Origin of the sequence: Paraburkholderia sp. MM5477-R1 (assembly GCF_050436385.1) — a bacterium.
Taxonomy (GTDB): domain Bacteria; phylum Pseudomonadota; class Gammaproteobacteria; order Burkholderiales; family Burkholderiaceae; genus Paraburkholderia; species Paraburkholderia tuberum.
Map to the genome: position 1 here is coordinate 1,248,253 of NZ_JBNDMC010000007.1, position 14,573 is coordinate 1,262,825.

The window sequence follows — 14,573 nt, forward strand, 5'->3', positions numbered from 1 at the left end:
GTGCTGACGACCGGCCGCGCCGGGGCGTTGGTTGGGGCCGGACTTCGGCCGCGCGGGTTCGCTTGCCCGTTCGTTTTTACTTGCTCACCACCGTCGCCGACTGGATCACGACCGGCTTCTGCGGCACATCGCTCATCGGGCCGCGCGTGGTGGTGGGCGTGGCTTCGATGCGTTTCACGACGTCCATGCCGCTCGTGACCTTGCCGAATACCGCGTAGCCGTTGCCGTCCGGATTCGGGTAGTCGAGATTGGCATTGTCCACCGTGTTGATGAAGAACTGCGCGGTGGCCGAATTCGGGTCGCTGGTGCGCGCCATCGCGATCGTGCCAGCGGTGTTCTTCAGACCGGTGCGGCTCTCGAGCGGAATCGGCGCGCGCGTCGGCTTCTCGACGAAGCTCTGCGTATAGCCGCCGCCCTGGATCATGAAGCCCGGAATCACGCGATGGAAGATCGTGCCGCTATATTGGCCGGCTTTCACGTAGTCGAGGAAATTGGCGACCGTCTTTGGCGCTTTCTCGGGATACAGCTCGACGCGGATGTCACCCTCCGACGTCTTCAGCAGCACGGAAGGATGAGCGGCCTGCGAACCGGACTGCGCAAAGGCGGGTGCGTTTGCGATCAGGGCGGCGCTGCCGAGCGCCAACATCAACCATTTCATGAAAGTCCTCGGGGTTGGAGAAAACTTGCGGCAGGCAACGAGCCCGGCGCTCAGCGCGACGGCGCCATGTACGGCGGCATGGCGAGCGAGCCATTCGGGCCGCCGAACTGGAAGCTCGGGCTGTCCGTGATGTTCGACGTGGGGTGCGCGGCGGGCACGGTCGTCTGCTCGGCGGCAGGCTGTGACGCCGCGGCAGCGGGCGTTGCCGGCGACACGACCTTCTGGATATCCGTGAGACGCTGCGCGGTCCTCGGGCTCGCCTTGCCGAGGCTCTCCGCGCGACGGTACGCGGCATCGGCGAGGCGCAGATAGAGGTCACCGAGGTTCTCGAACGCGAGGCCGTAGTTCGGATTGACCTGGGTGGCCATCTCAAGCGCCGCGCGCGCTTCGGTCAGCCGGCCTTGTCTCGCGAAGAGTGTGGCGAGGTTGTTGTACGGCTCGGGCAACTCGGGATACAGCTGCGTGAGTTCGGTGAACGCCGTGATCGCTTCGTCGTCGCGATTCAGATGCACTAGCACGTTTGCGCGTTTGAACTTCGCTTGTGCGTCGCGCGGATTCGCGGCGACGCGCGCATCGAGTTGGGTCAGCGCGGCTTGCCAGTTTTTCTGCGCGATCGACGCGTCGATTTCCGGCGTATTGTCACGCACGGCGGGGCCTTGCGGCATCACCGCGGTCTTCTGCGCATAAGCGCTCGCGACCGGCACCGCGGCAAGTGCGGCAACGACGGTGACGCGCCACGCGAGGGCACGCGCCGCTTCGAAAGTAACGCCACCGACAACGTTGCCAAACGCAGTCGCGGCGAGGGTCGCAGCGCTGTGCGCGCGGCCGCTGGAGTGTTTCATAGGCTCAGGTCTGGATGTTATACTCCGAGCCATTCTAACAAAAGGTCTGCGCGTTCCGTCGAACCGCCGACTGTCTTTTCGCCACTCGTGGCCGTCTCCGCCCGGTTCGCAGCCTCGTCTGCAGCCTGATCGCCGCACGAGGTGCGCCGGTTTCAGCTGTATGCGATGCACCCGTTATCCTGTTCGTTTCGCGGGTCGCGGCGCGCATGAAGCACAATGCGGACTTCTTTCGGCCCACGCACCGCTCTCTATGGAATCTCTGCGCATTTACAACACGCTCGCGCGTGACAAACAGACTTTCGTGCCGCTGCGCGAAGGTGTCGTGCGGATGTACGTCTGCGGGATGACCGTGTACGACTATTGTCACGTCGGTCATGCGCGCGTGATGGTCGTGTTCGACATCGTGCAGCGCTGGTTGCGTGCGCTTGGCTACAACGTGACTTACGTGCGCAACATTACCGATATCGACGACAAGATCATCAAGCGCGCAGTCGAGAACGGTGAAACCATCAAATCGCTGACCGATCGCTTCATCGCCGCGCTGCATGAAGACGCGGACGCGCTCGGCATCGAGCGTCCGGACATCGAGCCGCGCGCGACCGACTTCATTCCGCAGATGCTCGGCATGATCGAGACGCTCGAGAAAAACGGCTACGCCTACCAGGCGAGCGACGGCGACGTCAACTACGCGGTACGCAAATTCGCAGGCTACGGCAAGCTGTCGGGCAAGTCGCTCGAAGACCTGCGCGCGGGCGAACGCGTGGCGGCCAACGACGCGAAACAGGACCCGCTCGACTTCGTGCTGTGGAAGCAGGCGAAGCCCGAGGAACCGGCCGACAGCGGCTGGGATTCGAAGTACGGGCGCGGTCGTCCCGGCTGGCACATCGAGTGCTCGGCGATGGGCTGCACGCTGCTCGGTGAACAGTTCGACATTCACGGTGGCGGCCAGGATCTGCAGTTTCCGCACCACGAAAACGAGATCGCGCAAAGTGAGGCCGCGACCGGACAAACATTCGTCAATTACTGGATGCACAACGGCTACGTACAGATCGACAATGAGAAGATGTCGAAGTCGTTGAACAATTTTTTTACGATTCGCGAAGTGCTCGCGCAGTACGATGCAGAGGTGGTGCGTTTCTTCATCGCGCGCGCGCATTACCGCTCGCCGTTGAACTACAGCGACGTACATATCGACGACGCGCGCAATGCACTCGCGCGTTTGTACACAGCGTTGAAAGACGTGACGCCCGATAGCGCCGTGCTCGACTGGAACGAAGCGTACGCGCAGCGTTTCCAGGCGGCAATGAACGACGACTTCAACACGCCGGTGGCCGTGTCGGTGCTGTTCGAGCTGGCCACCGAAGTGAACCGCACGCGCGACCCCGCGCTGGCCCGTCAATTGCGCGCGCTTGGCGCGGTGCTCGGGCTGCTCGGACGCGAACCGCGTGCATACCTGCAGCAGGCAGCGGGTGCTGCAGCCGAAGGCGCGCTCGAGCCCGTCGCGATCGAAGCGAAGATCGCCGCGCGCATCGCCGCCAAGCAGGCAAAGGACTATGCGGCAGCAGACCGGATCCGGGCCGAATTGCTCGATGCCGGCGTTGCCCTTGAAGACAAACCCGGCGGGTTGACCGAGTGGCGGCGCGTGTGAGCGCACCTCGTACTTCCCTCTGAACGACTCGCCAGGCAGGAGGCAGGATGGCAACGGCCACGAAGACGCCGGCTAAACGCGCGGCGTCTCAAACCAGTGCGGCAGCCGCAGCGTCGGCTGCCGCAGCATCGGCTGCCGCAGCTCAGTCGACTCGTGCGGGCGGCGGCGCGGTAGACAAAGCGCCCTCGAAAGCGGGCGGGGCGGCGGCGAAAGCCGACTCGGCCGCGGCAAAGAAGAACGCGGCCAAACGCTCGCTCAATGGCGCGGGCACTGAAGCTGCGCACGCGCCTGCGAAACGCGCGAAAACGGCGTCGCGGGCGAAGGGCAACGGTGCGTTGCCGGCCAAACTCGCGGCCGAGCTCGCCGGCGACGTGCAGGAACTCGCGCGCGACAAGAACGCGGGCGAAGTCGTGCGCAAGACGCGCGTATCGGCCACCTCGGCGAGCACGGAAAGCGCGGGCGGCGAAGCGGCCGGTGTCGCATCGCTCGCGAACGAAGTCGCGGTGCCGGTGCAGATCGGCGGTCTCGCGCCTGAGGTCACGCGTCCCGCGTATTGGGACAAGGCGTGCGCGGATCTCGTCAAGCGCGATCGCATTTTGAAGAAGCTGATTCCAAAGTTCGGCCCCGTGCATTTGCTGAGTCGTGGCGATCCGTTCGTCACGCTTGCGCGCTCGGTGGTCGGCCAGCAGATCTCGGTCGCCTCGGCGCAGGCCGTGTGGGCGAGGGTCGAAGTCGCGTGTCCGAAGCTCGTGCCGCAGCAGTTCATCAAGCTCGGTATCGAGAAGCTGACCGCGTGCGGTTTGTCGAAACGCAAGGCCGAGTACGTGCTCGATCTCGCGAGGCATTTCGTGTCGGGCGCGTTACACGTCGGCAAGTGGACGTCGATGGACGACGAGGCGGTGATCGCCGAACTCACGCAGATTCGCGGCATCGGCCGCTGGACCGCGGAGATGTTCCTGATTTTCAACCTGTCGCGTCCCGATGTGCTACCGCTCGACGACCTCGGCCTGATCCGCGCGATCAGCGTCAACTATTTCAGCGGCGAACCCGTCACGCGCAGCGAAGCGCGCGAGGTTGCCGCGAACTGGGAGCCGTGGCGCACGGTGGCGACCTGGTACATGTGGCGTAGTCTCGATCCGTTACCGGTCGACTACTAAAGAAGAACAGGAAACGAAGCCGTTTCAAAGACTATCGCGTATATGATATCGATAGTTGAGAAATGGTTTTGACATCGGCGCACGCGGTTAGAATACGCGCTGCCCGGTAAGTCCAAGGATTACAACCAATGAAGACCACGTTTCTGGATTTCGAACAGCCGATCGCTGAACTCGAAGCGAAGATCGAAGAATTGCGCTTCGTGCAGGACGACTCGGCCGTCGATATTTCGGAAGAGATCGAGCGGCTGTCCAAGAAGAGCCAGCAGCTCACCAAAGATCTGTATGCGAACCTCTCACCGTGGCAGGTTTCGCAAATCGCCCGTCATCCGCAGCGTCCGTACACGTTCGATTACGTAAGCGAGCTGTTCACCGACTTCCATGAACTGCATGGCGACCGCAACTTCGCGGACGATCTGTCGATCGTCGGCGGTCTCGCGCGATTCAACGGCCAGGCGTGCATGGTGATCGGTCATCAGAAGGGCCGCGACACCAAGGAGCGCGCGCTGCGCAACTTCGGCATGCCGCGTCCGGAAGGCTATCGCAAGGCCGAGCGGCTGATGCGCCTCGCCGAGAAGTTCGGCCTGCCGATCTTCACGTTCATCGACACGCCGGGCGCGTACCCAGGCATCGGCGCGGAAGAGCGCGGCCAGTCCGAAGCGATCGGCCGCAATCTGTACGTGATGGCCGAGCTGAAGACGCCGCTGATCGCGACGATCATCGGCGAGGGCGGCTCGGGCGGCGCACTCGCTATCGCGGTGGGCGACAGCGTGCTGATGTTGCAGTTCTCGACCTACTCGGTGATCTCGCCGGAAGGCTGCGCATCGATCCTGTGGAAAAGCGCCGCCAAGGCACCGGAAGCAGCGGAGGCGCTCGGCCTGACCGCGCATCGTCTGAAGGCGCTCGGTCTGATCGACAAGATCGTCAACGAGCCGCTCGGCGGCGCGCATCGCGATCCGAAGGGCATGGCGGCGATGCTGCGCCGTGCGCTCGCCGATTCGCTGCGCCAGTTCCAGGGTATGAGCACCAACGACCTGCGCGAACGCCGTTTCCAACGGCTGATGGCGTACGGCAAATTCAAGGAAACGACGCCGGGCGCATAAGCCCGCGCGTTGGCCTGTCTCTTTCGTCCACCGGCGCTTTCCGCGCTAACGACGTGACCACCACCGCCGACTCATCCGCCGAGCGCCTCGTGATCGAGGCGCTCGGCGCCGCGCTGTCCGGGCTCGATTCGAACGCGCGCATTGCGGTGGCATTCAGCGGCGGCGTCGATTCGAGCGTGCTCCTCGATGCGGCGGTGCGCGTCGCGGGTGCGTCGCGCTGTATCGCGCTGCACGTGCATCATGGTTTGAGTCCACATGCCGATACGTGGCTCGCGCACTGCGAGGCTTTCGCGCGCGAACGTGGCGTCGAATTCGACGCGCGACGCGTGGATGTTTCGCGCGCGCCGGGTCTGAGCATCGAGGCCGCGGCACGCGACGCGCGTTATCGCGCGCTCGAAGCGATGTGCGCAACGCACGGCATTGGCACGCTATGGCTCGCGCAGCATGCGGACGATCAGGCCGAGACCGTGCTGCTGCAACTGCTGCGCGGCGCGGGGCTCGCGGGTCTCGCGGCGATGGCGCCCGGCTCGCTGCCGACAGGTGCGTCGACGACACGCGTGCGGCCGCTTTTGCATCTGCTGCGCGCGCAGCTCGAACACTATGCGAGCGCGCGCAAGCTGCGCTGGATCGACGACGAATCGAACGCGGACACGCGTTATGCGCGCAACGCCTTGCGTCATCAGGTGATGCCGGTGCTCGCGGTGCACTTCCCGGGCTATCGCGATGCGCTCGCGCGCACGGCCGCGCATTCGGCATCGGCGCAGCGATTGCTCGACACGCTCGCGCGCGCCGATATGGAAAGCGCGTCGCGCGATGAAGGACGCGCCCTCGCGCACGACGTGCTGCTCGCTCTCGACGACGATCGCGCGCTGAATCTGCTGCGCTACTGGATGCGTACGCTCGGCTTCGTCGCGGCATCGAGCGCGCGTGTCGCGGATGCACTGCGGCAGTTGCGCGAAGTGGCAGCGGGGCAGGACGGACATCGGCTGCGCATCGATCATGCGGGGCATGCGTTGCGCAGCTATCGCGGCCTCGTCTACTGGGAAGCCGGCGATAGCAGCGAACCCGCCGACGAAACCGCGCTCGTCGAGCGCGAGATCAGTGAACTCGCGTGGCAAGGGCAAGAGATCTGGCATTTGCCGCAATGGCGCGGCACGTTCGTGTTCGCGATGGTGGATGCAGCCGCTGCTTCCGACGTAGCCGACGCAACGCACGCAGCGCCACGTAACGAAGCATGCGACATGGTTCCCGTCAGCGTCCTGCAACGAGCCTCTCTAAGCGTGCGGGCGCGCCGCGGCGGAGAACGCATGCGCATCGGTGTGCCGAACACGCCCAGCCGCACGCTGAAGAACCTGTTTCAGGAGCGCGGCATTCCCGCATGGAAGCGCGACGTGCCATTGCTTTACGTTGGCGATGAACTGCTGTTCGTGCCGCTGATCGGCGTGAATCGCGGGACTGTGCGCGACGCATCTCCGGAGCGCGAAGCGTGCCTGAAAATCGTCTGGCGCGAGGATCTGCTGATCGCCTGAGCGCCGGTCGGACAGTCGCGCAAGCCGTGCGTGCAGATGTCGAAAGCGTGAAACAGGCGCAAATCAACGATAAAACAGGCCATTGCAGGCCTGATTCGACGCATTTGAGCGCTCGTTGCGTCTTGTCTTTTTGCGCCTAATCAGGTACTTTAGCTTGTTTGCCCGACCCGATTTCGCCGTCGCTTTTGTCGCTATCGGTCGTTAGTGCCGGCAGGCGTGCGTGATCCGTCGTCGCCGTTCAATTCCGATCAGCCATTTGCGATTTCATCCCGGGCAAATCCGCGCGTGCTGCACGCGTGCTGCATCTACGCCGCCACACACTTTGCCGCCGTTCACGAGACGTTGCGCCCCTGTGCTTTCTGTGCGGTCGTCTCCAGCGCGCCAGCGCGGTTTCTCTTCCAGTTCAGAACGACAATGGCACTCATCGTACATAAATACGGCGGCACCTCGATGGGCTCGGTCGAGCGCATCAAGAACGTCGCCAGTCGGGTCGCGAAATGGCACAAGGCCGGCCATCAGATGGTCGTCGTGCCGTCGGCAATGTCTGGCGAAACCAATCGCCTGCTTGGCCTCGCGAAAGAAATCACGACTCAACCGAGCCCGCGTGAACTCGACATGATCGCCGCCACCGGCGAGCAGGTCAGCTCGGGTCTGCTCGCGATCGCGCTGCAGGAAGCCGGCGTCGAAGCGGTCAGCTACGCAGGCTGGCAGGTGCCGGTCAAGACCGATAGCGCGTTTACGAAAGCGCGCATCAGCGACATCGACGGCGAGCGCGTCATGCAAGACCTCGCAGCCGGCAAGGTGGTCGTGATCACCGGCTTCCAGGGCATTGACCCGGACGGCCACATCACGACGCTCGGCCGCGGCGGCTCGGACACGTCGGCAGTCGCGGTCGCGGCCGCGCTGAAGGCCGACGAGTGCCTGATCTACACGGACGTCGACGGTGTGTACACGACGGACCCGCGCGTCGTTGAAGAAGCGCGCCGGCTCGACCGCGTGACGTTCGAAGAAATGCTGGAAATGGCCAGCCTGGGTTCGAAGGTGCTGCAGATCCGCTCGGTGGAATTCGCCGGCAAATATCAGGTGAAAACGCGCGTGCTGTCGAGCCTGACCGATCCGCTGATGCCACTCGACGAAGAAATGAAGTCGGGCACCCTGATTACTTTTGAAGAAGACGAGACCATGGAAAAAGCAGTCATCTCGGGTATCGCGTTCCAGCGCGACGAAGCTCGTATCGCCGTGATGGGCGTGCCCGACAAGCCGGGCATCGCGTATCAGATTCTCGGCCCGGTGGCGGACGCGAATATCGATGTCGACATGATCATCCAGAACCAGAGCGTCGAGGGCAAGACGGCATTCACGTTCACGGTTGGCCGCGGCGACTATGCGCGTGCAATGGAAATCCTCACCGGCACGGTAAAGGCGCACGTCCAGGCCGAGCAGGTGCTGGGCGACCCGAAGGTGTCGAAGGTGTCGGTGGTCGGCGTCGGGATGCGCTCGCACGTCGGCATCGCCAGCAAGATGTTCCGCACGCTGTCGGAAGAGGGCATCAACATTCAGATGATCTCGACCTCGGAAATCAAGATTTCGGTGTTGATCGACGAAAAGTACATGGAGCTCGCGGTACGCGCGCTGCATAAGGCCTTCGAACTCGATCAGGCATAAGTGGCGGGAAAAACGGGGCGCTCTAGAGCGTCCTGTTTGTTTTGTGGCGTTCATGTGAATGAATTGCGTGATGAGACGCCACGTTGGCACAAATAATGTTCGTCAGACATTGACCTTATCGGCCCGGCCCGCTATGATCTTGGCTTCGTCGCACTGACTCCCTGTGCGACAGAAAGTTTGGGAGACGTGGCCGAGAGGTCGAAGGCACTCCCCTGCTAAGGGAGCATCTGGGCCAAAACCTGGATCGAGGGTTCGAATCCCTCCGTCTCCGCCAGCAATGGTGGCGAAACCCCGCAGAGTCTAGGCTCTGCGGGGTTTTTGTTTTTGCGCGGCTTGATTTTGATCTCGCTCGATACTTCAGCGATGTCAGCGGCATTCCCAGCCCTCCAGCGTGTGACCACGTCCTACGTGAATAGGCAGGTCTGCTGATCAATGCATGGCGCCGTTAGGCCGCCACGCTGGTCCGCAGAAAACCGCGCCAGATCCAGCGCGGCAGGCAAGGAGTCCGCATGACTGATCCCGTCGTGCCGCTGACCGAGACCGCCTCGCTTAGAACGCGTGCCGCAACCCCACCATGCCGACGAACTGAGACGGACCCGATGACGGCGTCGTGTTCTGCGAGTCGCCGACCACCGCGACCGCGTCGGCGATGGTCACACCGCTGCCCGACGAGATCAGCGACTTGCCGCCTGCATGCTGATAGGCCTCGATCGCGTACAGCGTGGTGCGCGTCGACAGGTTGTAGGTCTGTTCGAGCGAGATCTGATGATAGTGCGCCGGATCGCTGATGCCGTTCGCCTTGCTTGCCTGGGTGAAGCTATAGCCGCCGCCGACCGTCACGCTCGGCGTGATCCGGTACGTCGCGATCGCACCGTACGTGTTGAACACGGCCTTGTCGAAGAACAGCGAGCCGTGGCCCGGCGCGTACTGCACATTCGAGTAGTTGAGGCCCACCATCAGATCGTGCCACGTATAGCGACCCGCCGCGGCGAGCAGTTGCGCGCTACGCGCGCTCGCGTAACCGTTGTTGACCGGCGAGTTGATCGCGAAGCTGCCGAGCGCCGCGCTCGTCGAAATGTCCTTCAGCTTCACGTAGCCGGCTGCGAGCGACACGGGCTGGAAGTCATAGCGCAGCGCCGCGCTGAACAGGCTGCCGTTCGCGACGCTGCCGGGCACGCCGCCGAGACCATACTGCGCGCTTGCCTGCAGGCCCCCGATCGTCGGCGATAGGTAGGTTACCGAATTATTGAAGCGCAGCGTCGTGTCGAGGGCGTCGAGATCGCCGGGGTGCGCGCCGGTCGCGCCGGTCAGCACGCCGGTCGGTCCGAGCGCGCCGACCATCTGGAAGTAGGGTGTGTACTGGCGGCCGAGCGTTACCGTGCCGTAGCGGTCGTTCGCGAGGCCGACATAGGCCTGGCGGTTGAACAGGTAGCCCGCGGTGCTTTGCGCGCCAGTCAGCGAATTGAAGCCGCTCTCGAGCCGGAAGATCGCCTTCGTGCCGCCGCCGAGATCTTCCGAGCCGAGTAAACCGAACTTGCTCGCCTGCAGGTTGCCCTGGCTCATATAGAAATTCGAATGCCCCTTCTGGTTGCTGGCATAGGCGAACGCATTGTCGACGACGCCATACAGCGTGACGCTGCTTTGTGCCGATGCGCTGGTGGACAACGCGGTGCCCGCAAACGGCAGGCAGCAGAGGACGAACGCGCGGGTGCGCGCGCGCTGGTTTATTTTCATGATTGGGATGTCTCCAGACTGATGGGACGGCCTGATCCCTCAGGCCGGTGCGGTGGGTAGTTCAGTGCGGCACCGAAATCGTCAGGCAGCGCCAGCCGTTCGCGGTGTGATCGGCGACGAGCGTGCCGTTAGCGCAGACGACCGCGCGTGTTTCGCGCATCGGCACGAACACGCGCACTTGCGGCTGCACGCGCGGCATCCATTGCGAACGCTCTAGCGTCACCCGCAAAGTGTTTGCGTCGCCCGTCAGCGTGACGTTCCAGCGGCCTTGCTCGCCGTTGCGCCAGGCTTCGGTCTCGCCGTCGTCCTCGATCGAGCCGCCTTGCGCGGTGCCCGCGTCGGCAGACGGCACCGCGAGGAATGCGCGTTCGTCGGCAGGGCGGCCAAAATGCTGCTCGGCGATGTTGAGCGGAATCACGCTGCCTTCACGCAGCAGGAACACCGGCCGCTCGAACGGCGCGGGCAACGTGACGGTCTGGCCGCCGTCGAACGTTTCGCCGCTCCAGTACGACACCCAGCGCGAACCGGCCGGTAGATACACGGCGCGCGTGCTCTGGCCCGGATCGACCACTGGCGCGACCAGCATCGACGAGCCGAGCATCATGTCGTCGCCATCGACGAGGCAGCGCGGATCGTGCGGAAACTCCGCGAACAGCGGCCGCAGCACCGGCTCGTACGCGCTATGCGATTGCCACAGCAGCTCGTAGAGATAAGGGATCAGGCGATAGCGCAGCTTGATCAGGTCTGCCACGTGCCGCGTGACTTCGGGATGCATCCACGGCTCGTTGACGGTGCCGTCGTCGTTCCACGAGTGAATCGAAAAGCGCGGCAGGAAGATGCCGAACCCGACCCAGCGCGCCAACAGCTCCGGCTCCGGCGCCGGACCCGAGAAGCCGCCGATGTCGTGACCGCTATTCGACACGCCCGACATCGCGAGCCCGAGACCCATCTTCAGATTGAAGCGCAGCGTTTCCCACGACGTGTAGTTGTCGCCCGACCACGTCTGCACGTAGCGATGCATGCCGACGCCGCCCGAGCGCGACACGAGGAACGGGCGCCTGTCAGGCGCGTGCTCGCGCTGCGCGTCGTGCGACGCGCGCATCATCAGCTGCGTCTGCAGCACCTTCGCCTGGTGTGCCGGATACGGCTTGCCGAAGCCGCGCGCGATCGCATGCGGCGACCAGATCTCGAACTCGTTGTTGTCGTTCCAGGTGGCCGCGATGCCGTATTTGAGCAGTGCGTCCTTCACGCGAGCTTTCCACCAGTCGATCGTCGCGGGATTCGTGAAGTCGAGGTACGCGCCGACTTCGTCCCAGAACTGCACCCATGCGGGCTCGCCATCGGGCGCTTCGATCAACAGGCCGGCGTGGGCGACGTCGTCGAACGCTGGGTGGTCTTGCAGCAGACACGGCTTGATGTTCGCGCACAGACGCACGCCGTGATCGAGATAGCTCCGCACGAAGCCGTCGATGTCCGGAAACTTGTCGTGATTCCAGTTGAACACGTAGCGCTTCGGCCCGATCGACGTATAGCCCGACGACAGATGGAACGAATCGCACAGCACGTCGTGTTCGCGGCAACGCTCGATGAATTTGCCCATCTGCTGTTGCGCGTCCGGCGCGTCGGTATAGCTCATCGTCGAGCCCGAGTAGCCGAGGCCCCACTTCGGCATCCACGTGGGACGTCCGGTGAGCCACGTGAAGCGGCGCACCGCGTCGAGTGGCGAGCCGGGCGATGCGATGAAGTAGTAGTCGAGATCGCCATGCTCGGCGATGAAGTGCCGATAGTGGCCGTGATAGTTGTCGAGCTCGCGCCCCATGTCGAAGCGGCAATCGGCGAGCGTGTCGTAGAACAGGCCGAAGCCCGTCGACGTCTGCGGCTGCCACGTCACGTAGAACGGGATGTGCTTGTACAGCGGGTCCGTGGTGCGCGCGCTGTAGCCCATCGCGTCGATGTTGCGCATCTCGTAGCTTTGCCGCGCGCGATCGAGCGAGCCGGCACGCTCGCCGAGGCCCACGTACATTTCGTCGCGGCGCCGCTCGACGTAGTGATAGACGCGCGAGTCCCACCAGCCGAAGTTGTACGCCTGGGTCTTGCGATCGCTCATCACGCGATGCCATGTGCCTTCGTGCAGGATGTCCCAGGCGCAGGCGCCGCATTCGAGCGCCACGCTCACGCGCACGCGCGCCGTTTCGATCACGATGTGACCGGCTGCTTCGTTCACCGTGAACGGCGGCGGCGTGAAGCCGCTCAGGTCGCGGCGCTCGCGGCCTTCGAGCGGCACGTCGTCCATCCCGGGCGCGATCGCCCATGTGCGCGGGCCGCGCGTTTTGCCGTCCGGCAGCACGAGCACGCGGATGATGTCCTCGGCGAGCACGAACAGCTCGATGCGGCAATTCGGCTGCGCGCTTAGCACGACCGGGTTGGCCGCCGGGTTGCCAGCGTGGGAGACGAGCGCGAAGCGCGGCGGATATTTGAGATTGATATGTGAACGCATGATGAGTCTTCCAGGAAGGTCAGGCAGCCGTGTTGACGCTCAGTTCGGCGCGGCGCGCGCGGCCGTGGCGCGGCACACCGCGCATCAGGATGATCAGCAGCGTCGCGCCGATGATGTCGAATGCGCCGAGCGCACCGAACAGCGGCGTGTAGCCGATCGAATCGGCGAGCGCGCCGACCATCAGCGAGAAGCCGAGGCCGCCGATCCACGCGGCCATGCCCGCGAAGCCGGCGACGGTGCCGACTTCGCCCGGATCGAATACGTCGGCGGCGAGCGTGTTGACGAGCGCCGAGATCATCTGGTGCGCGAAGCCGCCGACGCAGAAGAGGGCGATGGCCTGGTAGGGCGACGCGACGAGACCGATCGATGCCGGCCCGATCATCATCAGCGCGCCGAGCACGACGCCCGAGATGCGCGACCAGATCAGCGGCACGCGAAAATGCTTCATCAGGAATGGCGACAGATAGCCGCCGAACAGACCGCCCAGGTCCGCGGCGAGAAACGGCAGCCACGCGAACATCGCGATCTGCTTCAGATCCATATGACGCTGCGTGGCGAGATACAGCGGAATCCAGAAGCTGAACGTCTGCCACGCGGGCTCGGCGAAAAAGCGCGCTTGCGCGATCGCCCAGAAGCGGCGCGTGCGCAGCACTTCACGCACGCTCGCGCGGCGCGCGGCGGGCGGTGCCTGGCCTTCGACGATCGCGGCGCGCTCGGCATCGCTCACGCGCTTGTGCTCGGCGGGCGAGCGGTACAGCACGAACCATGCGGCGGCCCACACGAAGCCGAGCGCGCCGGTCACCGCGAACGCGCTCTGCCAGCCGTAGCGCAGCGACAGGAAAACGACGAGCGGCGGCGCGAGCAGCGAGCCGAGCGAGGTGCCCGCATTGAAGTAGCCGACCGCGACGGATTTCTCGCGATCGGGAAACCATTCGGCGACGACCTTCATGCCGGCCGGAATCGCGACCGCTTCGGACAGGCCCATGAAGCCGCGCAGCGCCGCGAGCGAAAACCAGCTGCCCGCGAAACCGTGGAACACGCCGGTCAGCGACCACAGGCACGCGAACAGCGCGAAGCCGAGGCGCAGGCCGATCAGATCGATGATCAGGCCGCAGACGGGCTGCATCACCGTATAGCCGACCTGGAACGCGCCGACCACGTACGAGTACTGCCGCGTGTTCATGTGCAGCAGTTTCATCAGCTCGGGCGCCATCACGCCGAGCGCGTTGCGCGACAGATAGTTGACGATCGTCCCAACGCACACGAGGGCGATGATCCACCAGCGCAATCCCTTGATCGTTTTCAAAATCAGTCTCCGTGGCGCATTGAGCGGTTGCTTCCGACGCAGTGCTCGGGCATGCGCGAATTCGAACATTTATTGGTTTTCAATGGCAGTCATCCTATCACTTGGAAACGACCTGGATATCGGGGAAAACCATAGGCGGTGCCACGTGTTTCCTTGATTTTTCTCGATAATTTAATATTTTTTTTGCCACGTCTCCGAGCGGTGATCGGATGACTGTGGTGAGGAATATCGAACAGATATGTTCTTTCGAACTTTAAAATGTTCGTTTTCGGGATGTCAGTCAGGCCGCGAGCCGGCGCCCGCGCGGAGGGTGCTTTTCACCGCCGTCTGGCGTGTGTAACCAGACATTACGCGCCGCCGGCGAGGCGATTTTCAGCATCAGTTATTACAAAGTTGAAATACGCGTGTTGCTGCCTTTGCGTTATATTTCCGCCAAC

At 63.8% G+C, this 14,573-nt stretch carries 10 protein-coding genes and 1 tRNA gene; 6 read left to right on the forward strand and 5 right to left on the reverse strand.

The genetic code is table 11. The annotated features are described in order from the left end of the window. Nucleotides 1–76: 76 nt before the first annotated feature. Both OKW35_RS34660 and OKW35_RS34665 read right to left on the reverse strand, forming a co-directional pair. The gene (locus OKW35_RS34660; protein WP_184022474.1) at nt 77–658 is read right to left on the reverse strand and encodes a peptidylprolyl isomerase; all 582 of its coding nucleotides are present in this window, start codon (nt 656–658) and stop codon (nt 77–79) included. Between the two features lie 50 nt (nt 659–708). After that, on the reverse strand, nt 709–1,500 hold the full coding sequence (locus OKW35_RS34665; protein ID WP_429554432.1) for a tetratricopeptide repeat protein: 792 nt from the start codon (nt 1,498–1,500) through the stop codon (nt 709–711). 250 nt (nt 1,501–1,750) lie between these two features. On the opposite strand from OKW35_RS34665, the gene cysS reads away from it, so the two are divergent. From cysS to OKW35_RS34695, 6 genes are all read left to right on the forward strand, one after another. Further along, a complete protein-coding gene (gene cysS, locus OKW35_RS34670) occupies nt 1,751–3,148 on the forward strand; it encodes a cysteine--tRNA ligase (RefSeq protein WP_429405267.1) in 1,398 nt (465 codons plus the stop codon). 47 nt (nt 3,149–3,195) lie between these two features. After that, a complete protein-coding gene (locus OKW35_RS34675; RefSeq protein ID WP_429334793.1) occupies nt 3,196–4,305 on the forward strand; it encodes a DNA-3-methyladenine glycosylase family protein in 1,110 nt (369 codons plus the stop codon). Nucleotides 4,306–4,433: 128 nt separating this feature from the next. Then, nucleotides 4,434–5,405 carry an acetyl-CoA carboxylase carboxyltransferase subunit alpha gene (locus tag OKW35_RS34680; RefSeq protein ID WP_184057263.1) on the forward strand — a complete coding sequence of 324 codons (972 nt, stop codon included), beginning with the start codon at nt 4,434–4,436 and terminating at the stop codon, nt 5,403–5,405. A gap of 53 nt (nt 5,406–5,458) precedes the next feature. Further along, the gene (gene tilS, locus OKW35_RS34685) at nt 5,459–6,934 is read left to right on the forward strand and encodes a tRNA lysidine(34) synthetase TilS (protein ID WP_429554433.1); all 1,476 of its coding nucleotides are present in this window, start codon (nt 5,459–5,461) and stop codon (nt 6,932–6,934) included. Between the two features lie 414 nt (nt 6,935–7,348). Beyond that, the gene (locus OKW35_RS34690; RefSeq protein WP_429489372.1) at nt 7,349–8,599 is read left to right on the forward strand and encodes an aspartate kinase; all 1,251 of its coding nucleotides are present in this window, start codon (nt 7,349–7,351) and stop codon (nt 8,597–8,599) included. 180 nt (nt 8,600–8,779) lie between these two features. Then, nucleotides 8,780–8,873, forward strand: a tRNA-Ser gene (locus OKW35_RS34695). A 275-nt stretch (nt 8,874–9,148) separates the two neighbouring features. Here OKW35_RS34695 and OKW35_RS34700 read toward each other — a convergent pair. The 3 genes from OKW35_RS34700 to OKW35_RS34710 all read right to left on the reverse strand — a co-directional run bounded on the left by OKW35_RS34700 (nt 9,149) and on the right by OKW35_RS34710 (nt 14,136). Then, a complete protein-coding gene (locus tag OKW35_RS34700; protein ID WP_429554434.1) occupies nt 9,149–10,333 on the reverse strand; it encodes a porin in 1,185 nt (394 codons plus the stop codon). A gap of 61 nt (nt 10,334–10,394) precedes the next feature. After that, the gene (locus tag OKW35_RS34705; RefSeq protein WP_429554435.1) at nt 10,395–12,830 is read right to left on the reverse strand and encodes a TIM-barrel domain-containing protein; all 2,436 of its coding nucleotides are present in this window, start codon (nt 12,828–12,830) and stop codon (nt 10,395–10,397) included. 19 nt (nt 12,831–12,849) lie between these two features. Next, nucleotides 12,850–14,136, reverse strand: coding sequence for an MFS transporter (locus OKW35_RS34710; RefSeq protein ID WP_184056975.1), 1,287 nt, complete (start codon nt 14,134–14,136; stop codon nt 12,850–12,852). Nucleotides 14,137–14,573: the final 437 nt, after the last annotated feature.

What these genes read in the sequence shown, in the direction of transcription:
- OKW35_RS34660 (WP_184022474.1), bottom strand. Translation starts at nt 658, where the DNA reads ATGAAATGGTTGATGTTGGCGCTCGGCAGCGCCGCCCTGATCGCAAAC.
- OKW35_RS34665 (WP_429554432.1), bottom strand. Translation starts at nt 1,500, where the DNA reads ATGAAACACTCCAGCGGCCGCGCGCACAGCGCTGCGACCCTCGCCGCG.
- cysS (WP_429405267.1), top strand. Translation starts at nt 1,751, where the DNA reads ATGGAATCTCTGCGCATTTACAACACGCTCGCGCGTGACAAACAGACT.
- OKW35_RS34675 (WP_429334793.1), top strand. Translation starts at nt 3,196, where the DNA reads ATGGCAACGGCCACGAAGACGCCGGCTAAACGCGCGGCGTCTCAAACC.
- OKW35_RS34680 (WP_184057263.1), top strand. Translation starts at nt 4,434, where the DNA reads ATGAAGACCACGTTTCTGGATTTCGAACAGCCGATCGCTGAACTCGAA.
- OKW35_RS34690 (WP_429489372.1), top strand. Translation starts at nt 7,349, where the DNA reads ATGGCACTCATCGTACATAAATACGGCGGCACCTCGATGGGCTCGGTC.
- OKW35_RS34700 (WP_429554434.1), bottom strand. Translation starts at nt 10,333, where the DNA reads ATGAAAATAAACCAGCGCGCGCGCACCCGCGCGTTCGTCCTCTGCTGC.
- OKW35_RS34705 (WP_429554435.1), bottom strand. Translation starts at nt 12,830, where the DNA reads ATGCGTTCACATATCAATCTCAAATATCCGCCGCGCTTCGCGCTCGTC.